The sequence below is a fragment of the Salegentibacter chungangensis genome, from assembly GCF_042678405.1.
Classification (GTDB): Bacteria; Bacteroidota; Bacteroidia; order Flavobacteriales; family Flavobacteriaceae; genus Salegentibacter_A; species Salegentibacter_A chungangensis.
In genome coordinates, this window is the sequence record NZ_JBHTLI010000001.1 from 2,237,128 (window position 1) to 2,260,513 (window position 23,386).

At 34.6% G+C, this 23,386-nt stretch carries 26 protein-coding genes; 24 read left to right on the top strand and 2 right to left on the bottom strand.

Annotated features, from left to right (window positions below; genetic code table 11):
* Positions 1-138: 138 nt before the first annotated feature.
* From ACFQ3Q_RS10230 to ACFQ3Q_RS10305, 16 genes are all read left to right on the top strand, one after another.
* Complete coding sequence (locus tag ACFQ3Q_RS10230; RefSeq protein WP_380745393.1) at positions 139-531, top strand: hypothetical protein; 393 nt, start codon at positions 139-141, stop codon at positions 529-531.
* An 828-nt stretch (positions 532-1,359) separates the two neighbouring features.
* Positions 1,360-1,812 (top strand): hypothetical protein, encoded by a 453-nt coding sequence (locus tag ACFQ3Q_RS10235; protein ID WP_380745395.1) that lies wholly within the window; start codon positions 1,360-1,362, stop codon positions 1,810-1,812.
* A 187-nt stretch (positions 1,813-1,999) separates the two neighbouring features.
* Positions 2,000-3,064, top strand: coding sequence for a ribosome small subunit-dependent GTPase A (gene rsgA, locus ACFQ3Q_RS10240; RefSeq protein ID WP_380745397.1), 1,065 nt, complete (start codon positions 2,000-2,002; stop codon positions 3,062-3,064).
* 240 nt (positions 3,065-3,304) lie between these two features.
* On the top strand, positions 3,305-4,216 hold the full coding sequence (locus tag ACFQ3Q_RS10245; RefSeq protein ID WP_380745399.1) for a DUF5996 family protein: 912 nt from the start codon (positions 3,305-3,307) through the stop codon (positions 4,214-4,216).
* A gap of 190 nt (positions 4,217-4,406) precedes the next feature.
* A complete protein-coding gene (locus ACFQ3Q_RS10250; protein ID WP_380745401.1) occupies positions 4,407-5,411 on the top strand; it encodes a thioredoxin-like domain-containing protein in 1,005 nt (334 codons plus the stop codon).
* A 175-nt stretch (positions 5,412-5,586) separates the two neighbouring features.
* Positions 5,587-5,982 carry a VOC family protein gene (locus tag ACFQ3Q_RS10255; RefSeq protein ID WP_380745403.1) on the top strand — a complete coding sequence of 132 codons (396 nt, stop codon included), beginning with the start codon at positions 5,587-5,589 and terminating at the stop codon, positions 5,980-5,982.
* Positions 5,983-6,401: 419 nt separating this feature from the next.
* A complete protein-coding gene (locus ACFQ3Q_RS10260; protein ID WP_380745405.1) occupies positions 6,402-7,370 on the top strand; it encodes a calcium/sodium antiporter in 969 nt (322 codons plus the stop codon).
* A gap of 237 nt (positions 7,371-7,607) precedes the next feature.
* Entirely contained in the window at positions 7,608-8,066 is a 459-nt protein-coding gene (locus tag ACFQ3Q_RS10265) for an SRPBCC domain-containing protein (protein WP_380745406.1), read from the top strand.
* A 147-nt stretch (positions 8,067-8,213) separates the two neighbouring features.
* Entirely contained in the window at positions 8,214-8,999 is a 786-nt protein-coding gene (locus ACFQ3Q_RS10270; RefSeq protein WP_380745408.1) for an FkbM family methyltransferase, read from the top strand.
* A gap of 163 nt (positions 9,000-9,162) precedes the next feature.
* On the top strand, positions 9,163-10,254 hold the full coding sequence (locus tag ACFQ3Q_RS10275) for a serine hydrolase domain-containing protein (protein ID WP_380745409.1): 1,092 nt from the start codon (positions 9,163-9,165) through the stop codon (positions 10,252-10,254).
* 21 nt (positions 10,255-10,275) lie between these two features.
* A complete protein-coding gene (locus tag ACFQ3Q_RS10280; RefSeq protein WP_380745411.1) occupies positions 10,276-11,364 on the top strand; it encodes a serine hydrolase domain-containing protein in 1,089 nt (362 codons plus the stop codon).
* Positions 11,365-11,545: 181 nt separating this feature from the next.
* The gene (locus ACFQ3Q_RS10285) at positions 11,546-11,992 is read left to right on the top strand and encodes an SRPBCC family protein (RefSeq protein WP_380745412.1); all 447 of its coding nucleotides are present in this window, start codon (positions 11,546-11,548) and stop codon (positions 11,990-11,992) included.
* Positions 11,993-12,238: 246 nt separating this feature from the next.
* A complete protein-coding gene (locus ACFQ3Q_RS10290) occupies positions 12,239-13,033 on the top strand; it encodes a cation transporter (protein ID WP_380745414.1) in 795 nt (264 codons plus the stop codon).
* Positions 13,034-13,210: 177 nt separating this feature from the next.
* Complete coding sequence (locus tag ACFQ3Q_RS10295) at positions 13,211-13,441, top strand: hypothetical protein (protein ID WP_380745416.1); 231 nt, start codon at positions 13,211-13,213, stop codon at positions 13,439-13,441.
* Between the two features lie 350 nt (positions 13,442-13,791).
* Positions 13,792-14,946: a porin gene (locus tag ACFQ3Q_RS10300; protein ID WP_380745418.1), complete on the top strand. Its 1,155-nt coding sequence runs from the start codon at positions 13,792-13,794 to the stop codon at positions 14,944-14,946.
* A gap of 170 nt (positions 14,947-15,116) precedes the next feature.
* Positions 15,117-15,494 (top strand): DUF2255 family protein, encoded by a 378-nt coding sequence (locus ACFQ3Q_RS10305; protein ID WP_380745420.1) that lies wholly within the window; start codon positions 15,117-15,119, stop codon positions 15,492-15,494.
* 190 nt (positions 15,495-15,684) lie between these two features.
* Here ACFQ3Q_RS10305 and ACFQ3Q_RS10310 read toward each other — a convergent pair whose 3' ends face one another.
* On the bottom strand, positions 15,685-15,927 hold the full coding sequence (locus ACFQ3Q_RS10310; RefSeq protein WP_380745422.1) for a hypothetical protein: 243 nt from the start codon (positions 15,925-15,927) through the stop codon (positions 15,685-15,687).
* Positions 15,928-16,023: 96 nt separating this feature from the next.
* Complete coding sequence (locus tag ACFQ3Q_RS10315) at positions 16,024-16,584, bottom strand: helix-turn-helix domain-containing protein (protein WP_380745423.1); 561 nt, start codon at positions 16,582-16,584, stop codon at positions 16,024-16,026.
* A gap of 120 nt (positions 16,585-16,704) precedes the next feature.
* Between ACFQ3Q_RS10315 and ACFQ3Q_RS10320 the strand changes: the two genes are divergently transcribed.
* From ACFQ3Q_RS10320 to ACFQ3Q_RS10355, 8 genes are all read left to right on the top strand, one after another.
* The gene (locus ACFQ3Q_RS10320; RefSeq protein ID WP_380745617.1) at positions 16,705-17,097 is read left to right on the top strand and encodes a cytochrome c oxidase assembly factor Coa1 family protein; all 393 of its coding nucleotides are present in this window, start codon (positions 16,705-16,707) and stop codon (positions 17,095-17,097) included.
* A gap of 118 nt (positions 17,098-17,215) precedes the next feature.
* Positions 17,216-17,986: an oxygenase MpaB family protein gene (locus ACFQ3Q_RS10325; protein ID WP_380745425.1), complete on the top strand. Its 771-nt coding sequence runs from the start codon at positions 17,216-17,218 to the stop codon at positions 17,984-17,986.
* Positions 17,987-18,226: 240 nt separating this feature from the next.
* Positions 18,227-19,195, top strand: coding sequence for an MBL fold metallo-hydrolase (locus ACFQ3Q_RS10330; protein ID WP_380745427.1), 969 nt, complete (start codon positions 18,227-18,229; stop codon positions 19,193-19,195).
* 165 nt (positions 19,196-19,360) lie between these two features.
* Positions 19,361-19,939, top strand: coding sequence for a TetR/AcrR family transcriptional regulator (locus ACFQ3Q_RS10335; protein WP_380745429.1), 579 nt, complete (start codon positions 19,361-19,363; stop codon positions 19,937-19,939).
* A 17-nt stretch (positions 19,940-19,956) separates the two neighbouring features.
* On the top strand, positions 19,957-20,952 hold the full coding sequence (locus tag ACFQ3Q_RS10340) for an NADP-dependent oxidoreductase (RefSeq protein ID WP_380745431.1): 996 nt from the start codon (positions 19,957-19,959) through the stop codon (positions 20,950-20,952).
* A gap of 22 nt (positions 20,953-20,974) precedes the next feature.
* Entirely contained in the window at positions 20,975-21,652 is a 678-nt protein-coding gene (locus tag ACFQ3Q_RS10345; protein ID WP_380745433.1) for a type 1 glutamine amidotransferase domain-containing protein, read from the top strand.
* A gap of 228 nt (positions 21,653-21,880) precedes the next feature.
* Positions 21,881-22,228, top strand: coding sequence for a nuclear transport factor 2 family protein (locus ACFQ3Q_RS10350; protein ID WP_380745435.1), 348 nt, complete (start codon positions 21,881-21,883; stop codon positions 22,226-22,228).
* 129 nt (positions 22,229-22,357) lie between these two features.
* Positions 22,358-23,338: a hypothetical protein gene (locus ACFQ3Q_RS10355; RefSeq protein ID WP_380745437.1), complete on the top strand. Its 981-nt coding sequence runs from the start codon at positions 22,358-22,360 to the stop codon at positions 23,336-23,338.
* The last annotated feature ends 48 nt before the right edge of the window (positions 23,339-23,386 follow it).

Here is a 23,386-nt window from a genome sequence, read left to right on the forward strand (position 1 = left end):
GCGGTAACCGACAAAATTTGACTAATTTTAAAAACTAACCTGGTCCAGAACACGCGGACTAATCCTAACGGATTAATCCGCTCCACTTGTGTTAACCGAGACCGTTAGGCACAAGCTTAATAAAAATAAGTGCTAAAAATGATTAAAATAATCTCAGTTTTAATTTTAAGTATATTTATTATAACAAGTTGCAAAAATGGAGATCAACAAGAATTTTCATTGGAAGATGTTCAAATAAATGAAACCAACGATTATTTACAATTACCAGCTGGAATAATTGAAAATAAAGTAAAACTTTATGAAGAAGGTTTTACTCAACATTTTATTTACCCTGATAGCAGTTATGTAATTATTTTAAAAGGTGAAAATGCAGAATTAGCATTACCGAAAACTGATAATCCAGATATCTTTTCTAAAAAAGAAAATATTGAGAAATTTCAGATAATTTACGGAAATGTAAAATCTAGTAGAAAGGACGAATTTGATTTCGCTTTTAAAAGAATGAAAAAGAATGGAATAAAGAAAAAGTAAAAGCCAGTGCCTAACAACGGTTAACCCAAATTCGCGGTAACCGACAAAATTTGACTAATTTTAAAAAAAACCTGGTCTTGAACACGCGGACCAATCCTAACGGATTAATCCGCTACACTTGTGTTAACCGAGACCCTTGTGCTTAATTTTTAACCTGAATGATAAAGGAAAATAGATTATTAATACTTTGGATCATTTTTGGATTTGTATTTATCAAAGCAATCGATTCAATTCTGTATTTTTTTACTCACATTGTTTATTTCTCCGAGCTTGAATTGGATATAAACTTTCTAATTGCAAAGTATTCTATTCCGATAATTACATTTATATCTTATATAATTACAACCTTTATTCTACTAAGGAAACTTAAATCTAAATCCAATTCAGACGGAATATATTTGAACGAATTTCCTAAAAACTCATTTCTGATTTTAGCGACAATAGCTATATTTTTAATGCCGATTACGAGTAAACTTTCAAGTCTATATACAGAACATCATACTGAGTTTCATAATATCAATTCATTTGAAAATTATTTAGAAGTCTATGAATGGATGTATACTGGATTATTAATTTCTCGTTGGCTTATTTTGATTACTTTAATTATTATCTATTTAAGAAGAAAGCCAATAGATTTAAAAACTAAGCACAACAACGGTTAACCCAAATTCGCGGTAACCGACAAAATTTGACTAATTTTAGAAACTAACCTGGTCCAGAACACGCGGACTAATCCTAACGGATCAATCCGCTCCACTTGTGTTAACCGAGACCGTTACAAATAATGCTTAAACTGAAAATCTGCTAGCAGGAATTTTAAATTGGTAAATGACTTTAGAAGAAAAATTACAAAACTTTATAGATCGAGTTGGAGACAAATCCATTGAGGAAAAAAGACTTCTCCATTATAAAACTGTAATAAATATTACCAATAGAGTGACCAACTCTAAACATTCCAAAACTAAAGAGCTTAAAAAGAACTTATGCGACTATTTTAATGAATTAGAAGAACTAAATTATACTGTTGAGGACAAACTTACAAGTGCACAAATTCATAAATACTTATTGCCTGTAATTCAGTTTTTGATTAAAAAAGAAGATTTTAAAACACCAGGGGATTTACACATATTCATTTTCCTAGGATTGACGATTGATATAATTCTTTATTTTATTTTGACTAATTATTACTACCCTATATTTATTTCAATTTTCACCCTATTAGGATTTCAAAGAAGAATAGAAGCTAAAAAGACTAATACTTACGCAGCTATGTATTGGTAGAAAAAAGTAAAACAATAATTGTACAAGCACTATTTGTAACAACGGTTAACCCAAATTCGCGGTAACCAACAAAATTTGACTAATTTTAGAAACAAACCTGGTCTAGAACACGCGGACTAATCCTAACGGATTAATCCGCTCCACTTGTGTTAACCGAGACCGTTGTGCTTAATACTGAAAGAAACAGATGACACTTGATGATTTAGGATATGACATAGAACTGGAAAAACACAGAAAAGGCCAGAATCTTGATGTTTTTGAAGTAGGACGGATTATTTCAGAGCATAAAGAAAGATATGTTGTGAAAACAGATAAAGGAGAATATGATGGTGAAATAATCGGAAATATACGTTTTACTGCTCATCACAGATCTGATTTCCCTGCTGTTGGAGATTGGGTAGCAATATCTGAATATGATAATGATAAAGTTCTTATTCATTCTGTCTTTCCAAGAAAAACCATAATTGAAAGACAAGCAGTTGGAAAACAAGGAGAAAAACAGATTATCGCCACAAACATTGATTATGCGTTTATTGTCCAAGCAGTTGATAGAGACTTCAACATTAATAGAATTGAACGATATTTAACCATTTGTCATACTTCTAAAGTAAGTCCGATTATTGTTCTCAATAAAACCGATTTGATAACTGACAATGAGCTATCGATATTGGTTAACAAAGTTCAAGAAAGAGTTAAAAAAGTTCCGATAATTCCCATAAGTAATGAGTCTCAAAAAGGACTGATAAAACTCAAAGAGAGTATTGAAAAAGGTAAAACCTATTGTTTATTAGGCTCATCAGGAGTAGGAAAATCTACCTTATTGAACAATTTATCAGGTAGAGAGTTAATGAAAACTAATAGGATAAGTACAAGCACAAATAAGGGGAGACACGTTACAAGTCATCGTGAATTAATTATTCTCGAAAATGGCGGAATTCTAATTGACAATCCTGGAATGAGAGAAGTTGGAATTGCAGATTCAAAAGAAGGATTAGAAATCACATTTAATGAAATAATTGAAATTTCTAAAGACTGTAAATTTAAAGATTGTAGGCATACGACCGAAGTTGATTGTGCAGTTTTAAAAGCAGTTGAAAACGGTATAATAGATAAATCATCTTATGAAAACTTCTTGAAAATGGAAAGAGAAAAAGAGCACTTTGAATCAACAATTGCTGAAAAACGCAAAAAGGACAAGGAATTTGGCAAAATGATAAAGAATTATAAAAGGAATAATGATAAAAAGTACTAAGCACAACAATGTATAACCGCAATTACGACGGATTCGACCACCTCCGAATCCACTTGGAATTGCTAAAGTCAATGTCAAACCGAATATTAACGCATATAAACCCGTAATTGACGGTTATACGAGACCGTTGGAGGTAATTTATATTAAGAATTAAACTATGATCTTAATTCAATTGAATTTTGATTCGAACAAACTGGTGATTCTATATACTTTAAATAAGATTTATATTAACTTCAAAACATGAAAAATAAAACCATTTGGCCGGAATTAAAGTTTGATGAGCTAAAGCCAACGTTAGATACACTTCATCAATGGATTCAAATAGTTGGTAAGATTAGATTAAAAACTATGCCATGGCAAAATCATTCATGGCATACAACACTTTATATTACTTCAAGTGGTTTCTCTACTTATGGAATACCTTATCAAGGAAGAATATTCCAAATTGATTTTAATTTCAAAAAACACGAACTATTAATTAGTTGTTCAAATAAAGAAACTATCAATATGAAATTGAAATCTAGAACGGTTTCCGATTTTTATGATGAATTATTTGAGAAATTAAAGTTAACAGGGATTGATATAAAAATTCATGATCGGCCTAACGAAATAGAACCGGCCATTCCATTTAAAGAGAATACTATTCAAAAAGAATATGATCCGGAGCAAGCAAATAAATTGTGGATTACAATGCTAAAAATAAATGAGGTATTTCACCAATTTAGATCTAAGTTTATTGGAAAAGCTAGTCCAGTTCATTTATTCTGGGGTGCTTTTGATTTAGCTGTCACAAGATTTTCAGGAAATAACGCTCCTCTTCATCAGGGAGGAATGCCCAATATACCTTTGGAAGTTATGCAAGAGGCCTACTCTAAAGAAGTGTCAAGTGCTGGATTTTGGCCTGGTTCAGAAGATTTTCCATATCCAATATTTTATTCATACGCTTACCCTAGTCAGGAAAATTTTGCTAAGCAAAAAGTTCTACCTGAAAAGGCATTTTACAATCAAGAGATGGGAGAATTTATTTTAAAATACGAAGATGTTAGAAATTCTGATCAACCAGAAAATATATTATATGACTTTTTACAAAGTACATATGAAGCGGCAGCAATAACCTCAAATTGGGATAGAGAGAACCTTGAGTTAAAATAAACTAGCACCAACAACGGTTAACCCAAATTCGCGGTAACCGACAAAATTTGACTAATTTTAGAAACAAACCTGGTCCAGAACACGAGTACCAATCCTAACGGATTAATCCGCTCCACTTGTGTTAACCGAGACCGTTGTGAACAAGGCTCAGAAAAATTTCCTTAGCTTTAAACTAAATTCAAATTAATTTATGATTTCAAAAAAATTAATTCTCCTAAGCTTAATAACGTTTAATGTTGTTTTAGCTCAGAAGAACGACTTTTCACTATCCGGAGAAACTTCTAATATCAAAGATGAAACTTATCTTTACCTAAGAGATCTTGTGAACGGCGGAGATATAGATTCAGCCTTGGTTAAAAACAATGAATTTATATTTAATACAAACTTACCTGAACCTGTTTTATACGTAATGCTCTACACAAAAGATCGTAAGAACTTTAAAGAATTATGGCTGGAAAAAAATCCAATGAGTTTTAATGCCTCAAAGAATTCATTTATGAATGCGAAAGTTACAGGATCAGAAACTCAAAACCTTTTCACAAAGATGCAGCAAACAGTTTATGCTAATATTAAATCAACCCCTAAAGATGCATTGAAAATAAAAGAAAAGAAATTCATCAATGAATATCCCAATTCTATACTTAGTGCTTATATCCTGGACGGTAATCAGGGATGGAGCCAAAATGAAATCGGAGAATATTTTTCAAAACTTTCTAGAAAAGTTCAAGTATCATCAATTGGAAAGAGAATAAAAAAAGATTTAGATAAAGGTATTCCGGATGTCGGAGAAAAATACAATGATTATAGTGCTCCTAATACGGTTGGAATTGAGAAGAAAATTTCCGAACTAAAAGGCAAATTAACATTACTTCAATTCTGGTCATCCTCCTGTAGTTATAGTAGAACTATGAATAATCAATTGACTCAGTTATATTCAAAATACCATTCTAAAGGGTTTGAAATAATTAGTATTTCTAATGATGTTAGTAAATCTAATTGGATGAAAGCGATCAAACAGGATAATTTAACCTGGCCACAATTAAGCAGTTTAGAAAGCTGGAATGGGAAGATATTTAGTGGCTATGGAATTCATTCCACTCCAACTAATTTTTTGATCGATAAAAATGGAGAGATAGTAGCGAGGAACCTTAGAGAAGATAATCTGGAAAAAGAAATTATAGAACATCTTAAATAATCCGCACTTTCGCCCAGTTCACAACAACGGTTAACCCAAATTCGCGGTAACCGACAAAATTTGACTAATTTTAGAAACAAACCTGGTTCGGAACACGCGGACCAATCCTAACGGATCAATCCGGTACAAGTTGTCTTAACCGAGACGTTGTGAGTAATGTAAAATGACTTAGATAATGAAAGTAACACTAATAAGTATTCCAGTACGAGATCAAGAAAAAGCCTTGAGGTTTTATACTGAAAAATTAGGCTTTATAAAGAAGAAGGATGAGCCTTTAGGTGGTGGAAATAGATGGCTGACCGTAGTTTCTAAAGATTGGCAAGATGGACCAGAACTATTATTGGAACCAGCCCCTAACCACTTTAAACCATCAAAGGTATATCAAGATGCATTATTGGAAGCAGGAATTCCTTGGACACAATTTGACGTTCAAGATGTATCTTCTGAATATGATCGGTTGACAAAACTTGGAGTTGAGTTTAGTATGAAACCTACTGAAATGGGGACAGTAAAAGTTGCAGTTTTTAATGACACCTGTGGTAATAATATTCAACTCGTGGAAGAATTGTAAAATACACTACTACCAATAACGGTTAACCCAAATTCGCGGTAAACGATAAAATTTGACTAATTTTAGAAACCAACCCTGGTCCAGGGCACGTGGACTAATCCGTTCCATTTGCGATAACCGGAATCGTTGTAATGCATTTTAAATAAATCACGAACTTTATAACAATGCTGAGTGAAAACGATATACTCTGGTCCTGGCAAAAAAAGAATAAATAATTCCCTAAACATCTCAATTCAACTGCAAATATTAAATGGCATCTCTAATTTCTATTATAATAATACCAAGAAATTGCCCTCTAACATTCCATAAATTCTGATTGTTATTTCCCCTATATTTATACCGGTTTTAGCAAAAACTAACAAGAATAAAACCTCCCACAATAATAGTTGTGGTGTATTTAAAAACAGATAAAAACTAAAATGGTTATTTCATTATTGTTAATAATTATTGGATTTGCAGCTTTAATTTCTGGGGCCAACTGGTTAGTGGATGGTGCATCTTCCCTGGCGAAAAAACACAATGTATCTGATTTAGTAATTGGATTAACAATTGTTGCCTTTGGCACTTCCGCACCCGAATTAGTGGTCAATTCCATTGCCTCGTTAAATGGATACCCAGATATTATATTAGGGAATATTATTGGGAGTAATAATTTTAATTTATTTATAATACTTGGTACGGCAGGTTTGATTTACCCCATCACCGTTCAATCCTCAACAGTCTGGCGGGAAATCCCAATTTCATTGGTAGCAGCTATATTTTTAGCAGTACTTGCGAATAATTTTTTTCTAGATGAAATTTCTCAAATATCAAGAGTTGATGGGGGAATCTTAATCATAGGTTTTACTGCTTTTCTATTTTATATGTTCAGGCAGATGAAAAAAGAGAAAAATATTGCAGTTTCTTACCAGCACAAATCAAATTTAAAAATATGGGGATTTATATTATTAGGTTTTACAGGTCTTATAATTGGAGGTCAACTGGTTGTTGATAATGGAGTGCTAATAGCAACAAACCTGGGAGTAAGTGAAAAAGTTATTGGTTTGACAATAATTGCTGCAGGAACTTCTTTACCAGAATTATTAACGTCAATTGTGGCGGCCACTAAGAAAAATAGTGATATAGCGATTGGAAATGTGATCGGTTCAAATATTTTTAATATTCTGCTAATATTATCTGTAAGTTCATTCATCAATCCAATTTCATATAACCAAAAATTTAATTTAGATATTCTTATTTTAATAGGAGGAAGCATTTTTCTTTTTATGGCAATGTTTACAGGTAAAAGAAAAAGACTTGACAGATGGGAATCTGCTTTATTATTAAGCTTCTATTTAATTTATACGATCTATTTAGTGTGGAAGGAAATGCACCAAAACATCAGTTAACGGCCCATTATGCGTTATTCGAACAAAATAGATAATTTAGAGCTACCAACTAACAAAACAATAAGCCGACTCCAGAAGCGTCGGGACCACCTCCCTGATCCGCCAACTGGTCATAACAGAGACCTTTAGATGCAATTTTAAGCCACATCACCCTGAAATTTAACACATTGTAAAAAGCAATACAAGTTAATAAATATGTAAATTTTTGGACTGATTTAAACTTCTAAAAACAAAGCGATGAAAAAATTAAAATTTAAAAAGGAAATAAACGCATCAGCTCAAAAAGTATATGAAACGATGCTTGGCTTAAAAAATAAAAAAACTTACGAATATTGGACAGCAACCTTTAACCCTACTTCTACTTATGAAGGTAGTTGGAACAAGGGAAGCAAAATCCTTTTTGTGGGAGTAGATGAAAATGGCAAAAAAGGGGGAATGGTATCGGAAATTGCAGAACACAAACCTGCCAATTTTGTTTCCATCCGTCATTACGGATTTTTGGACGGAGATACAGAAGTAACTACAGGGGAACAGGTAGAAAAATGGGCAGACGGATACGAAAATTACAGCTTTAAGGAAAATAGTGGTATTACAACCGTAACCGTAGAGATGGATGCGATTGAGGAATATTTGGATTTCTTCAATAAAACTTATCCAGAAGCATTAGATAGATTAAAAGAAATTTCAGAACAATAAAAACTGCACCTAACAAGGTTTAATCCAAATTCGCGGTAACCGATAAAATTTGACTAATTTTAGAAACAAACCTGGTCCAGAACACACGCACTAATCCTAACGGACTATCCCGCTAACTTGTTTGAAAAGAGACCATTATCTTTTTTTATGAAAAAAATTCTAAGAAAAAATATTGACAAAGCTTTTTCCTTGATTGGATATAAAATTATTAATGATATCGAATTACAGAAACTATTAATAGATCAAGAATATGCAAATGAGCTCAAATTCATATTAAGTTTTGAACCCAAAAATCTAAATAAATATTTCGAAGTAAGAACTTTATCAAAATCACAATTAAGGCAAGATCTATTTGTTTTGAATGAATTAGATTTTAAGAATAATGGATATTTCGTCGAGTTTGGAGGCTGTAATGGCATCCTTCATAGCAATACGTATTTGCTTGAAAAGGAATTCAACTGGAAGGGAATAATTGCAGAACCTGGAAAAATTTGGCACAGTGAATTAAAATCTAATAGAAATGCATTCATTGAAAAAAAATGTATTTGGTCTGAAACAAATCAGGAAGTAGAGTTTAATGAACCTGAAATTGCATCATTATCGACTATACAAGGATTTGGAGAGAATGATAATCATACAGAACTAAGAAAAATCGGAAAAAAATATTCGGTCAAAACTATTTCTCTAAATGATTTACTTAGAAAATATAACGCACCAAATATTATAGACTATTTGTCTATAGATACGGAAGGGAGTGAATTAGAGATTTTAAAGAATTTTGAATTCGAAGAATATAAGTTTAAGATTATTACCGTAGAACATAATTACACCGGTATTCGTGATTCTATTTATGAACTACTTACTAAAAAAGGGTATAAAAGAGTAAAAGAAGATTACTCGGAATTTGATGATTGGTATGTTTTACAATCATAAGCAAAGTCTAACAACGGTTCATTGCCAATAAGCGGCAGCCTTAGTAAGAAAATAATTATCTTGACCAACAAACCAAGTCTAAGCCGACAAGTCCGCAGCCCTACTCCCGCTACTTGTGTTAACCGAGACCGTTATACCAAATAATTTTATAGAAAATTCAACTATGCAAGCTCCTAAAATCTTAATTGCTCTTTCAATAATACTTTCAACTTCAATTAATTACTCCCAAAGTAATTCGACCACAGAAGAAGAAATAGACTCATTTTTAAATGGATTAACCGGTGAAGAATTTTCAGGAACGATACTGGTTGCTAAAAATGATAGTATAATTCAAAAGAGAGCTTATGGATTTGCCAGTAAAGAACTAAACGTTAAAAACGAAACTGATACAAAATTTAATATTGCCTCGATTACTAAAACCTTTACTGCAGTTGCAGTACTACAATTGTATGAGGCGGGAAAGATTGATTTAAATGCACCAATCGGGAAATATTTAAAAGATTATCCCAACGAGAAAATCAGAGAGTCAGCAACAATATCTGAATTATTGACTCATACTGCAGGGCTCCCAAACTTTTACGTCACCAACTTTCTAGATAGATGTAAATTCGGATTTAAAGAAGTTAAAGATTTCTTGCCGCTTTTTGAGAGTGAACCATTGCTTTCAGAACCAGGTGCAGAATATAATTATGATGCTGCTGGCTATGTACTACTTGGCTTAATTATAGAAGAAGTAACCGGCTCAAGTTATTATCATTATTTGAATAAAAATATTTTCGAGAAAGCTAAAATGCCAAATACAGCGGCTTATAGTGTAGATGCCATAATTGAAAATAAGGCGAGCGGATATACTTTTGCCGGAGATACAACTAAACCTTTAAAGAACAATATTTTCTATTTATCAAAAGCATCTCCGGGAGGATTCCACTATTCCACAGTTGAAGATCTTTTTAATTTTAATAAAGCTTTATTTAATAATAAATTGATAAATCAAGAAACGCTAGAAGTAATGATCGAGCCGCGGGTAAAAGGTTACAATACTCACCTGGGATATGGCATTGATGTAGATCAGCGATACAATGAAATTATCCTAGGCCACAGCGGAGGCTGGTATGGAATAAGTGGCGAGATAATCTATCTCCCAGAATCAGGTTATACCATAACAATTTTGTCTAATGTAGATTCAGCTATGGATTCAGGTAAAGCAATGGTTTCTGACTTTTTTAAAAATTTGCTAGCAGGAAATATCGAGTAAAAATAAATCTAAATTCTAAATATGCGTAATTTTATACTATTCCTATTCTTACTTACATCAATTAGCACCAGTAATCTATATTCTCAGAATAGTGAAAATCTTGATTCAGAAATAACTTCATTTCTGGATACATTAAACTCAAATACATTCTCGGGAATAATCTTAGTGGGAAAGAATGACAGTATTTTTAGCCAACGAACCTACGGCTATTCAAATATTGAACACAAGATCAAAAATGACAGAAACACTAAGTTCAATTTAGCTTCAATTTCAAAATCAATTACAGCTGTCGGAATTTTAAAGCTCTATGATCAGGGAAAAATTGAATTAAATAAGCCAATTGGAAATTATTTAGATGAATATCCAAACCAGAGAGTTTTAGACTCGGTTACCATCCATCAATTACTTACCCACACGGCAGGAACGAAAGCCATTTATGGAGAAGAATATCAAAGAACCAATAAGAACAGATATAGAGAACTGGAAGATTTTTTACCTCTGTTCGAAAATGATTCATTAGCATTTTCTCCCGGAAGTAAATATGAATATAACGGAGGAGGCTTTGTTTTATTAGCATTGATTATTCAAAAAGTAACGGGAGAAAATTATTATGACTACGTGCAAAAGAATATTTTTGATCCTGCAGGGATGGAAGATACAAAAGCACTCGAAATAGATGGTGTAAATTACAACACGGCCGATGGTTATTCTATTTATTTACGTAAAGACAACTCTTTAGCCCGAAACGATTATTTAATATCAAAGGCTTCAGGGTCATCAGGATTTTACTCAACAGCTGAAGATCTATTTAAACTCTCCAAAGCATTAAGAAACTATGAATTACTTAGTAAAGCGACTACTGATCTGATGCTGGAACCTAAAGTGAAGGGCTATAATACACACCTGGGATATGGAATTGATATTGATAACAGATATGAGGAAACTATCGTTGGACATAGCGGAGGCTGGTATGGAATAAGAACTGAATGGATGGATTTCTTAGATTCAAATTACACGGTAATCATTTTATCTAATCTTGATAATGACGGGAAAGAAAAAGTGTCAAATTTTTTCAAATCTAAAATTTCAGGAAAGCCAGAAGTAAAATAACTTGGTACAAGAACAGTTCATCGAAAATAGGCACCACCGTTAGAGAAAATTAATTAACTTAACCAACAAACCAGGTCTTAAGCCGCCAAATCCGCTGCCCTGCTCCCGTTGCTTGTGTTAGCCAGGACCGCTAGATGCTTTGAAAATATTAAATGTGAACAAACGATAAATTCGATTAATTATGACAAAAAATAGCGTTACACTTCACAGAGTTCTTAAAACTTCACCTGAAAAAATTTATCGCGCATTTACGGAGCCAGATGCAATTTCATTTTGGATGCCGCCCTATGGCTTTTTGTGTGTCGTGCATTCCTTGGATGTAAGAAAAGGTGGTACTTACAAAATGTCATTCAGGAATTTTTCAACTGGCAGGGAACATTCCTTTGGTGGAGAATATTTAGAAATCAAGCCAAACGAATTTATTAAGAATACCGATAGCTTTGATGACCCAAATTTGCCGGGGGAAATGACCACTTCTGTTTGGTTAAAAAAAGTATCCTGCGGAACAGAACTGAGCATAATCCAGGAAGGAATTCCGGAAATGATACCTGTTGAAATGTGTTATTTGGGTTGGCAGGAATCTTTGGATAAATTATCGAAATTAGTAGAACCTGAAATTCCAGATTAATATCTGGAAATTGAACAAGACTGCAGGCAACATTGGTTGTCTCCAAAAAGCAGGCGGTGAAAAGTGCTGTTTTTAGACATCAGGCTAAAAAACTCGACGTCCCTGCTCCTCCTACTTTCGATAATCAAGCCCGTTCCAGCCAATGCGGAAATTAGTTCAGCTTTATAAATCAAAATTCCATACAAGAAAATCTTCTGGTTTAAATTCATAATTTATCTTGCAACATCCAGATAAATAAAAACCTCAATGAAAAAGTCAATTTTCGAAATATCAAAGATGGACTGTCCTTCCGAAGAAAATCTAATTCGAATGAAATTAGACGGATTTTCAAGCATCAAGAATCTCGATTTTGACATTCCCAATAGAAAACTTACTGTATTTCATACTGGAGAAACCGATGAAATAGAAGAATCCTTGCTGGGATTAAATTTAGGAACTAAAAAGATAGCTACAGAACAAACCGACCAAACAGATTTTGAAGAAAATTCGAACCAAAAGAAGCTTCTATGGTCAGTACTAGCAATAAATTTTGCATTCTTCATTATCGAGATGACTACAGGCTTAATCTCAAAATCAATGGGCTTAGTGGCAGACAGTTTGGACATGTTAGCTGATTCATTCGTTTATGGAATAAGTCTTTTTGCGGTTGGAGGATCAATTGTTCGGAAGAAGAAAATTGCCAATTTAGCCGGATATTTTCAAATACTACTTGCAATAATTGGATTTGCAGAAGTTCTACGTCGATTTTTTAGCAATGAGGAACTTCCAGATTTTTCTACTATGATCATTGTTTCAATTTTTGCATTAATCGCCAATGGGGTTTGTTTATATCTACTCCAACAATCAAATAGTAAGAAAGAAGCTCATATGAAAGCCAGTATGATCTTCACATCGAATGATGTAATTATTAACCTGGGAGTGATAATTGCAGGACTGCTTGTAAATTGGTTAGACTCAAGTAAGCCAGACTTAATAATAGGGACTATAGTTTTTATGTTGGTGATTCAAGGAGCTATAAGAATTTTAAAACTGGGCAGATAGTCGCACTTACAATAACAACGATTAATCTAAATTTGCCGTACCCGATAAAATTTCAACAATTTCAGAAACTAAACTAATCAAGAACACGCTGACTAACCCTAAAGAATTAATCCGCCAACTTGTGTTAACCAAGACCGTTCTGCAACAAGACAAAATGTAGAATGTAAAAAATTAACAATGGGAAAAATCTCAGCAACAACAGTAATAATAGCAGTATCGGTTTTTTTAATGAGCTTTTTTATTTATTGGAAGGTAATGCGCTATTATAGCAAAAAAGAACTGGGTGAAAAGATGTATAACCAATGGAATGCAAGACTTTATTTTTGGCAAGGCGCTATATTCACCAGTACCGGAATTACATTTCTAATCATGTTTCTTTTAAAATGGGCAAATGTTTTGACTTTTTAGTCGGCTACCAGCAAAAGTAAAGGAAAATACCAATTGTCTGAAATAGTTATCCCGCTTATATAACAAACCACAAATTGGCCAGTTTTAAAAACCCGCACTATCCGGATCACCCTGATCTGCATTATTCAATAAAAAAAAGTAAGCCTTTATGCTCCAGGTGTTTAATTTATTAATTATCGAGAAAATACGATTATTAATATTTTAAGTCTATATTCTAATTTCAATAAATTTTAGTAATTTTCTAAGGAGACTTTAATACTAAAGCTTCCTTATTTAACCCAAACACAATAAATGATGATAATTCAGCCATAATCTCACTAAAATTTTTAATCGGAAATTCCTGTTTTGTTATGATCAAGTCATTTTTAATTAGTGTGCTTTTGCTAATCCCTCCAGTGGGGTACTCACAGGAACAAGATAGCCTGGCTGAACCTATTATTCCCGCAGGAAAGATAGAGCTCTTAAAAAATATAAATATCACCTTCGATATGCGTATGGATTTCCAGGCATACACCTTTAGGGGTGGTGACAACTATTACAACGGAATCCAGTTTGAAAATGGATTTACGGCCCTTGGAATTTCGGGGAAATTACATGAAAAGCTCAATTTTAAATTTAGAAACCGCTTTAATAAAAACAGCGAGGTGCAAACGCTGGATCAGCTTGGAAGCGATATCGAACTGGCCTATGTTGACGTTCAAATCAGCCCTACACTTAATGTTTTCCTTGGAAAAATGCATGCATTTTACGGCGGTTACGAATATGAGTTCAGTGGCCTGGAAGTTTTAGAATATAATGATATTTATGGCAATGCACTTGCCTTTGTTACCGGGGCAGGAATTACTTACCAGGCCTTAGAAAATCATAAATTCGGATTGCAGGTTTTAAACTCACGCACCATGCATTATGATGACCTTTACGGTGATATAGTTGCAGAAAATATCCAGGAACCAGACTGGCCGGTAGCCTTCGTAGGAAACTGGCGAGGAAGCTTTTTTGACGGAAAACTCCAGACAATTTATAGCTTAAGTCATTCCTATGAGGTAAAAAAGAGAGGAACAACTTTTTTAACTCTAGGTCATAAATACCAAAATCAAGATCTCAGCCTGATGTATGACTTTCATTATAGTTATGAACAAGTAGATACAAAGGGAATTGTAACAAATATTTTTAGTGATGAACAGATAGCTGAGGATGTGATGTACATCGAAAACTGGTTGAGAGCAGAGTATCGTTTTAGCCCAAAATTCCAAGGTTTATTAACTCTAATGACCAGTAGCGCCTTTGATGACATCATGAGCAGCAATACCCATATTAGAACGAGCTATGGGATGATCCCCACTATTTATTACAGTCCGTTTAAAAAAATTGATGTCCGGTTTTATTTGGCTTATATAGGCCGGTATTTTGATTATTCGACCTATGCCATAGAAAATCTTGGGCAATCCAGTTATAATAAAAATGAAGTAAGGGTTGGTATTATGGCTCCCCTGTTGTTATTGTAAGCTTAATTCAGCATAAACCATTAAGGCTTCAGAAATTATTAATTCACCAAAAAATAAAACTGCCTCCAGGCTGGGCTTAAAAAACACCGCTTCCCTCCTCCTTTCACCAATAACAGGCAGGGCACTAACTTTTTAAGGGTACATTTGTAATTAATAAATATATAAGAGATATGTTTCCGAAAGACTTCCAGGCATACCTGGCCAATAATACTTTAATAGAAATAAAAGGAGGCAACGTTCGCCCTTCTTTTCTAAAGATTTGGGTGGTAGAAGTGAATGACAGAATTTTTGCAAGGAGCTGGAATAAAAGTGAAAAAAGTTGGTTTACAGAATTTCAAAATACAGGGATCGGAGAGATAAAATACGGAGATAAGATCTTAAAGGTAAGCGGAAAAAAGCTTAATTCGAAAAATCCTATCAATCTTAAAATAAGCGAAGCCTACATTAAGAAATACAATCAACCTGAAAATTTGAAATACTCAAAAGGGATCTCCCAACCTGAATATTTCAATTATACAATGGAATTTTTTAATCAGGATTCTGCCTAAAATATAGTATACCACAAACTTGGTACGAATGCCTTTAAAAATTAGGAGCTTTGGCAGGAAGGCCAATTATCTGTCTCCTGCTCTGCTAACCAGTCCCGTTAAGCAATAGATTCCTAGTTGCTGATCTGAAATAAAAAAAGAACAGTCTATAAAATAAACTGTTCTTAAGATTCCGGTAGAATTTAACCAATTAAGCTGTTTTCGCTAAAGCTGCGTTCGATTTCAAAATACTAACAACTTCATTTCGGTCTTTATTCAATTTGGTTTCTAATCTTTTAATTAGATCCATTTCTTTACCGCTTTCAAATTTCACATCTTCAGCTGTTAACTTCGGATATTTTTCTTGCAAGGCTTTAGATTGCTTATCCCAATCCCCACTGAATTTAAAAATTTCAGTTGTTTTGTTCTCCCCGACTTTATTCTTGGTTTGCATAATTATTTATTTAAACAGTACTTAATTGTACTATTACAAAGATGGGGACAAATACCTGATTTAATGTTACATAAGCAAGGGGTAAGATTACATATCTTACAGGTTTTCCAGGTTACTCTTTCTTTTTTCGCCAATTTTTTTAAAATAAGAAGGAGTATGGCCGGTTACTTTTTTAAACTGGTTAGATAAGTGTGCTACACTACTATAATGTAATCTATAGGCTATTTCCGTAAGATTAAGTTCATCATATAGTATAAACTCTTTCGCTTTTTCCACCTTGTGTTTAATGATAAAATTTTGAATGGTAATACCTTCTACTTCAGAAAACAGATTGGATAAATAGGTGTAATCATAATTCAATTTTTCAGCGATATAATCTGAATAATTCACATTCGGAATTTCTTCAGAATAGTGAATCATCTCAATAATTACATTTTTTATCTTATCTATTAGAATGCTTTTTTTATCATCCAGTAATTCCAAACCAGATATGGCTAAATTAGATTTAAGCTTTTGTTTGAGTGCCTTATCGATATTTTCCTCGATTTCAATCTTTCCCAACTCGATACTGGTGTAATGCAATCCAAGTTTTTCCAACTCAAGTTTTACCATAAGTTTACATCTTAAACTTACCATATATTTTATGTAGAGTTTCATTCTTCTATAAGGAATTGATTAAGCATTCCATTTTAATTAAAGATAACCCATATAAATAACTTTAATGCAGAAGTGACCAGGCACCTAAACAAAAGTCCGGCTTTTAAACTATTAAAATGGATGATTCCTGTCCTGGTGATCCTCCCTTCCATTATTTATTTATTCACGTCCTCCGGAATAGGAAAGATGGCAACAGACCTAACCCAGGCCTATGCAGATAAAGAGCTTTATGAAGAGACCATAGAAAAGGCCAATTCCAACAAAGAGGTAATTGAGTTTATCGGTGAAATAAAACCGATAAATAAAATGATGATTTTGAATGGGGAAGTAAAGTTTACTGGCAATAATAAAATTGTGAATTCAACTATAAAGATTACCGGTGAAAAAGAAACAGCCAAAATGGATATTACTGCAAAGCGGGAAAATGATAACTGGCAGGATGAAAAAATAAATATCCGAGTTAAAGGACCGGAAAATAATAAAAGAACAATTGAAATTGTAAATGCACCCTAAAACCAAAGGCAGTAAGCTATGACTCAAATTCGGGCTAACCGATAAAATTTGATCAACTTAACATTGTATATTCTTTTATTGAAAGTTTTCATAATTTGGGATATAAAAGTAAAGGACAATGAAGAAGGAATATTTTGTGGAAGAAGGGTCCATAGTTCGCGAGATCTGGGGAAAAGGAGACACTATTCTTTTTATTTTCGCCGGAGCTTCGGCAGAATTTGCCCTGAGCAAAGCTGTAGACTGGTTATATTTCACGGGGAAACTGCCCGCCGATCCCCTGGGCAGGTTATTCTCTACGGTTTCCTATGCCCGGAGCATTGTGTTTTCAGATAAAGAATCGGCGCTATCGGCAATCGATACTATAAATGCCATCCATTCTTCGGTAGAAGACAGGCGCAGATCAAAGATCCCTGACTGGGCATACAGGGATGTGCTTTTTATGCTTATAGATTATTCCATAAGGTCTTTCGAAATTATGGAACGCAAACTTAGCGAGACTGAAAAACAAGAGGTATTTAATGTATTCCAACGGGTCGGTAAACGAATGAATATTAACGGCCTTCCCTCAAACCTCACTGAATGGGAGAAAATGAGGAGGGAACACCTGAGCAGGAATCTGGAAAATAGCAAATATACACGTGACCTGTATTTACAATACCGAAAACATCTGGGGGCAGGACGCTACAAGTTATTACTAGAGTCTCAAAAACTGGTCACACCCCAAAAAGTACAAGGATTGCTTAAAATGAAAGGCACTTCACAATTAAGACCTCTAATAGGTCTATACAAATTTAGCCGAGACATCAAATTAGATCCACTGTTGAAAGTGCTGATCCTGCCTCCAAAATATAAAAAAGAAATAAAGGACCTTGATTATACTCCGGCCTGAACCACTGCCTTTTAAAATAAACAGGAGTTCAGGTTTGATCTTATGGGGAGGTTCCTGGAAGTTCAGGTGCCTTGCTTTTAAAAAAGAGAAAGAGGTGTGCAAGCGAGGCTGGGAATTCGTGGTTAGGGACTGTCTCGTTTAAATTAATTACCTTCCTTCACAAAATAAGCTGTTAACCCAGTCCAGGATTTTTCTTTAATCTCAAATTTAACTAGTTTTCCGTCCCTAACTGAAACCCGAATGCTTAAATATTTTATCTGTCTTTCCCTGATGTTTGCTTCCGCCTGCGGAAATAAGAATCAACCGGAATCCGAACCTCAAACAGAAAAAGAACTTTCTGCCAAAGGCACTTCACTAATCATCCTTGGAACCATTCAGGATGCCGGATCGCCTCATATAGCTTGTAAAAAAGAATGTTGTGCACAGCTTTTTGATAAGCCTGACAAGGACAGGCAGGTGGTGTCTTTGGGCCTGTACGATGCTGTAAATGATAAAAAGTACCTGTTTGAAGCAACTCCTGATATGCCCAGGCAAATGAAGGCCTTAAAGAATTTTGGAGGTAAAAATAACGAAGAACTTGCCGACGGGATTTTTCTTACCCACGCCCATATTGGGCATTACACAGGCCTGATGTATTTAGGAAAAGAGGCTACAGATTCCCGGAATGTGAATGTTTTCACAATGCCGAAAATGAAAAACTTCCTTGAAACCAATGGTCCCTGGGATCAGTTGGTGAATCGAAAAAATATCCGTTTAAAACCGCTGGAAGATGAGAGCCAGATTAGTCTTTCAGAAAATATAACTGTCACTCCCTTTATAGTTCCGCATAGAGATGAATATTCTGAAACCGTAGGTTACAGGATCCAGGGGCCAAATAAAACCGCCCTGTTCATTCCGGATATAGACAAATGGGAGAAATGGGATAGAGATATAATTAAAGAGATCAGGCAGGTGGATTATGCTTTCTTGGATGCCACATTTTTCAGCGGAAAGGAAATAAACAACAGGGATATTTCACAGATCCCGCATCCCTTTATTATAGAAAGTATGGAGAAATTCAAGGGACTAAGCAAGGCAGAGAAGCAAAAAATTATCTTTATCCATTTTAATCATACCAACCCTGTAATAAACCCTGAATCTGAGGAAACAAAGCAAGTCCTGAATAACGGGTTTAGAATAGCCAGAATAAATGAATCCTTTAGTTTATGATTCTATAATAATATAGCTTACAGCTTTAATCCTCCTCTCCTATTAATCGGCTTTTGATTCTTTAGGCTTCTTAACGTTCAACATTGGTTAAAAAAAAGATAAACTGTCTTTAAAAAAGAATGAACGTTCATTTTTGACTAATTTTGCATTAGAATCAGAACAGAAATGAGCGGAGCATCGAAAAGTCAAATCAAACGAGAGGCACTTGTAAAAGCTACGGTAAAACTGGTAAACAATAACGGTTTTCACGCTACACCAATGTCTAAGATTGCCAAAATGGCAAATGTTTCTCCTGCCACCATCTATTTATATTTCCAGAACAAACAGGACCTCATCAACCAGGTTTATTTAGAAGTAAAAGCAGCATTTACTGACTATGCATTCCAAGATTATAATGAAGAACAATCTGTAGAGGAAGGGTTTGAGATCATTTGGAGGAACATTGCTGATTTTAAACTTAAAGAGGTCGATAAAGCCTTGTTTCTGTCTCAGTGTGACAACACACCTATGATCGATGAAGAAGGCAGACAGGAGGGTCTGAAACATCTGCAGCCCCTACTCGACCTTTGGGAAAGAGGAAAAGAAGCAAAGATCATAAAAAACATATCCCCTTACCTGCTTTACGCCTATACAATTTACCCCCTTGCATTTTTAATGACCATATCGCAACGGGAAATATTTAAATTGGACGAAACACACCTACAAGAGGCCTATAAAGCGGCCTGGGATAGTATTAAATTATAGAACTAAAAAAACGAGGAATGAAGAATACCATATTATTAGACAAAAGACCAGTTGGAACTCCTCAGGTATCCGACTTTAAGTTTACTCAAGAAGAGGTACAGGAACCAAAATCAGGAGAGATCCTTTTAGAAACCAAATATGTTTCGGTAGACCCATACTTAAGAGGAAGAATGAATGATGCCAAATCTTACATTCCGCCTTTTGAACTCCAGAAACCAATCGTTTCGGGCATAGTAGCAGAAGTTATAGAATCAAAAAACAATAATTTCAGTAAAGGAGATTATGTATCCGGAATGCTGGAATGGAAAAGAAAGCAGGTATCAACCGGAGAAGATCTGCACAAGGTCGATCCTGCCCAAGCCCCACTTTCAGCATACCTTGGCATCCTGGGGATGACAGGGCTTACCGCTTACCTGGGGTTAACGGAGATCGGAAAACCTAAAGAAGGGGAAACCCTGTTAGTTTCGGGTGCAGCCGGAGCAGTAGGAAGCGTTGTTGGTCAAATTGGAAAAATAATGGGCCTACGTGTTGTAGGGATTGCAGGTTCAGACGAAAAAATAAGGATGCTTAAGTCCGAATTCGGGTTTGATGAAGGAATCAACTATAAAACCACCGGAAATATGAAAGAGGCCATCGCAAAGGCTTGCCCAAATGGTGTTGATGTGTATTTTGACAATGTTGGAGGAGATATTTCGGATGCAGTGCTTTTCAATATCAACAAATTTGCAAGAATGGTCATTTGTGGAGCTATTTCGGTATATAACGAAACTTCACTTCCAAAAGGCCTAAGCGTTCAACCTTTTCTTATCAAGAACAGCGCACTTATGCAGGGATTCATTATCGGAAATTTCACCGAGAAATTCCCGGAAGCTATGCAACAGCTTGCCGGCTGGTTAAAAGCAGGTAAACTGAATTATGAAGAAACCATTGTGGAAGGATTTGAAAATATTCCGCAAGCCTTTATCGACCTGTTTTCAGGGAAAAACAAAGGTAAAATGGTTGTGAAAGTTTAATTAGAAATAAAAAATAAAAGCTATGAAAGTATTATTTGTATTGACCTCCCACGACGAATTGGGAGACACAGGAAACAAAACGGGGTTCTGGATAGAAGAGTTCGCTAACCCCTACTACACTCTTTTAGATAAGGGAGCTGATATAACAGTGGCGACTCCAAAAGGTGGAAAAGCGCCAATAGACCCGAATAGTGATTCTCCGGATGCTCAAACCGAAGACACCAAGCGTTTTCATAAAGATGAAGCAACACAAAAGCTGATCAATAATACCGTAAAGCTAGAGGATGTAAATCCCGATGATTACGATGCCGTATTCTACCCCGGAGGTCACGGACCGCTATGGGATCTCGCTGAAGACAAAACTTCCATAAAAATTATTGAAAGTTTCAATGCCAAACAAAAACCAATTGGCTTTGTCTGCCACGCTCCAGCTGCACTAAAGAACGTGAAAAAAGAGAATGGTGAACCTTTGGTAAAAGGCAAAAAAGTAACCGGGTTCACTAATACTGAAGAAGAAGCTGTACAGCTCAAGGACGTCGTTCCGTTCTTAGTGGAAGATATGCTCAGGGAAAACGAAGCGATCTACTCTAAAGCCGGAGACTGGGAAGCATATGCGCTGGTTGACGGAAATCTGATCACTGGTCAGAATCCTGCATCTTCAGGATTGGTAGCAAACAAACTGTTTGAAATGCTTAAATAATCCCAATAATTTTAAATAAAAAGCGTCTGTAGACCAATTCGTTTACAGGCGCTTTTTATTTCCCGGATTTCGAAACAGTCTAAATCATCTCAGGTATAATTCTAGTCTTATTTTGTATTTTTCACCAATCCAAATAAGATATTCAACTACTTTTGATATTTTAAGAGTATACTTCTAAAAGAATTATCGTTAGCAATGTGAGTTTCGGAATAAAAAAAACCTCAAATAATGGATATAGAGAGTTTGGTACAACAATGGTTTTCAAAATGGGAAAACGGAGATTTCCTGAATTTACCAATATCAGATAACTTTAAACACACCAGTCCGTATGGAACGATTGCGGGGAAAAACCAATATCTGAGCCTGGTGGAAGCCAACAGAGGCAAATTTCTAAATCATCGTTTCGAGATCCTTGATGAACTTTATGGACAAAGCAAAGCCTGTATAAGATACACTGCAATTCACGATGACTTTAGTTTGGAGGTCACCGAATGGCATTATATAAAAAACGGATTAATTGAAGAAATAGTGGCTTATTACAACATTGAAGAAAAGCGAATTGAAATTGAGAAATAAAACCCGAAAGTTATTTTATTTTTGGTCTTTTGTACTTTTAACCCGCAATTTCGATTAAAATTGGCTTTAAACAGAAGAATAAGAATTTCTTAAAAAGATCATCTTTGATAGTTTCAACTTATACCTCAAATGAATAGGATCAACCATTTAAAAAGTAAGAATAATTTTACCGACTCTATTCTTAGCCCCCTGAGGAAAGTAAAAAAGAAAAGCCGAAATAAACTTTTCTTTTTTCAAAAGATCAGGAACAATTACATTATTCAAAGAAACCTGAAAAAAGGCGTTTTTGCAGTTGAGATCCAAAGCTATATGGGGCTTGGTGCAAATTTGATCTGGGCCCTGGAAATTATGGCCTTTTGTAAGGAAAGAGAGCTAACCCCCCTGTTTAAGTTCACTTCAGCTAATTCTAAAGAAAAGGAAGATAACTTCGGAAATTATTTTGGTATAAAGAACTCTTCAAACCTAAAAAGGCCCATTCAGTTCGCCAAAATGAGAACTTTTAAGGATCTGAACCTTAATTTTGACTGGAATTACAATGCCAAACTCAACTTAGAATTAACGCAGGAGTTATTGAATAAGTACCTTATAATTCATAAAGATATCCTGAGTGAGGTGGATGCTTTTTGTAAGGATCATTTTAAAGGCAAAAAAGTTCTGGGTGTACATTACCGAGGAACCGACAAAAAATCTGAAGCACCACTGCTGTCTTATGGGGATATAGAGAAGAATATACAATATTTCTTAACTCAATATCCAAAAACAAACCTGTTATTCATATCCAGCGATGATGAAAATTTCATTAAGTATATAGAGCAGTCTTCCCTGAACCTGCCAATTGTTTATAATGATGATTCAGTAAGATCTTCAGATAATACCGCGATTCACTCTTCCGGTAAAAATCTCTATAATATTAACCGGGATGCGCTAATTAATTGCCTCCTATTATCAAAATGCGATGCCCTGATGAAGACGGCATCAATATTAAGCGCCTGGTCAAAGTTATTCAACCCACAGCTGCCATTAGTGTTTCTAACTGAGCCTTACAAAGAATATCAGTACTTTCCGGAAAAAGAATTAGCGAAGGATGTCTTGTTTAAGCCAATAAGCTAGAAGATGTAAATAGCCTTAAGATAAAATGCCCCTGAAATTTATCCATTA

What these genes read in the sequence shown, in the direction of transcription:
- ACFQ3Q_RS10230 (WP_380745393.1), top strand. Translation starts at nt 139, where the DNA reads ATGATTAAAATAATCTCAGTTTTAATTTTAAGTATATTTATTATAACA.
- ACFQ3Q_RS10235 (WP_380745395.1), top strand. Translation starts at nt 1,360, where the DNA reads ATGACTTTAGAAGAAAAATTACAAAACTTTATAGATCGAGTTGGAGAC.
- rsgA (WP_380745397.1), top strand. Translation starts at nt 2,000, where the DNA reads ATGACACTTGATGATTTAGGATATGACATAGAACTGGAAAAACACAGA.
- ACFQ3Q_RS10245 (WP_380745399.1), top strand. Translation starts at nt 3,305, where the DNA reads ATGAAAAATAAAACCATTTGGCCGGAATTAAAGTTTGATGAGCTAAAG.
- ACFQ3Q_RS10250 (WP_380745401.1), top strand. Translation starts at nt 4,407, where the DNA reads ATGATTTCAAAAAAATTAATTCTCCTAAGCTTAATAACGTTTAATGTT.
- ACFQ3Q_RS10255 (WP_380745403.1), top strand. Translation starts at nt 5,587, where the DNA reads ATGAAAGTAACACTAATAAGTATTCCAGTACGAGATCAAGAAAAAGCC.
- ACFQ3Q_RS10260 (WP_380745405.1), top strand. Translation starts at nt 6,402, where the DNA reads ATGGTTATTTCATTATTGTTAATAATTATTGGATTTGCAGCTTTAATT.
- ACFQ3Q_RS10265 (WP_380745406.1), top strand. Translation starts at nt 7,608, where the DNA reads ATGAAAAAATTAAAATTTAAAAAGGAAATAAACGCATCAGCTCAAAAA.
- ACFQ3Q_RS10270 (WP_380745408.1), top strand. Translation starts at nt 8,214, where the DNA reads ATGAAAAAAATTCTAAGAAAAAATATTGACAAAGCTTTTTCCTTGATT.
- ACFQ3Q_RS10275 (WP_380745409.1), top strand. Translation starts at nt 9,163, where the DNA reads ATGCAAGCTCCTAAAATCTTAATTGCTCTTTCAATAATACTTTCAACT.
- ACFQ3Q_RS10280 (WP_380745411.1), top strand. Translation starts at nt 10,276, where the DNA reads ATGCGTAATTTTATACTATTCCTATTCTTACTTACATCAATTAGCACC.
- ACFQ3Q_RS10285 (WP_380745412.1), top strand. Translation starts at nt 11,546, where the DNA reads ATGACAAAAAATAGCGTTACACTTCACAGAGTTCTTAAAACTTCACCT.
- ACFQ3Q_RS10290 (WP_380745414.1), top strand. Translation starts at nt 12,239, where the DNA reads ATGAAAAAGTCAATTTTCGAAATATCAAAGATGGACTGTCCTTCCGAA.
- ACFQ3Q_RS10295 (WP_380745416.1), top strand. Translation starts at nt 13,211, where the DNA reads ATGGGAAAAATCTCAGCAACAACAGTAATAATAGCAGTATCGGTTTTT.
- ACFQ3Q_RS10300 (WP_380745418.1), top strand. Translation starts at nt 13,792, where the DNA reads ATGATCAAGTCATTTTTAATTAGTGTGCTTTTGCTAATCCCTCCAGTG.
- ACFQ3Q_RS10305 (WP_380745420.1), top strand. Translation starts at nt 15,117, where the DNA reads ATGTTTCCGAAAGACTTCCAGGCATACCTGGCCAATAATACTTTAATA.
- ACFQ3Q_RS10310 (WP_380745422.1), bottom strand. Translation starts at nt 15,927, where the DNA reads ATGCAAACCAAGAATAAAGTCGGGGAGAACAAAACAACTGAAATTTTT.
- ACFQ3Q_RS10315 (WP_380745423.1), bottom strand. Translation starts at nt 16,584, where the DNA reads ATGAAACTCTACATAAAATATATGGTAAGTTTAAGATGTAAACTTATG.
- ACFQ3Q_RS10320 (WP_380745617.1), top strand. Translation starts at nt 16,705, where the DNA reads ATGATTCCTGTCCTGGTGATCCTCCCTTCCATTATTTATTTATTCACG.
- ACFQ3Q_RS10325 (WP_380745425.1), top strand. Translation starts at nt 17,216, where the DNA reads ATGAAGAAGGAATATTTTGTGGAAGAAGGGTCCATAGTTCGCGAGATC.
- ACFQ3Q_RS10330 (WP_380745427.1), top strand. Translation starts at nt 18,227, where the DNA reads ATGCTTAAATATTTTATCTGTCTTTCCCTGATGTTTGCTTCCGCCTGC.
- ACFQ3Q_RS10335 (WP_380745429.1), top strand. Translation starts at nt 19,361, where the DNA reads ATGAGCGGAGCATCGAAAAGTCAAATCAAACGAGAGGCACTTGTAAAA.
- ACFQ3Q_RS10340 (WP_380745431.1), top strand. Translation starts at nt 19,957, where the DNA reads ATGAAGAATACCATATTATTAGACAAAAGACCAGTTGGAACTCCTCAG.
- ACFQ3Q_RS10345 (WP_380745433.1), top strand. Translation starts at nt 20,975, where the DNA reads ATGAAAGTATTATTTGTATTGACCTCCCACGACGAATTGGGAGACACA.
- ACFQ3Q_RS10350 (WP_380745435.1), top strand. Translation starts at nt 21,881, where the DNA reads ATGGATATAGAGAGTTTGGTACAACAATGGTTTTCAAAATGGGAAAAC.
- ACFQ3Q_RS10355 (WP_380745437.1), top strand. Translation starts at nt 22,358, where the DNA reads ATGAATAGGATCAACCATTTAAAAAGTAAGAATAATTTTACCGACTCT.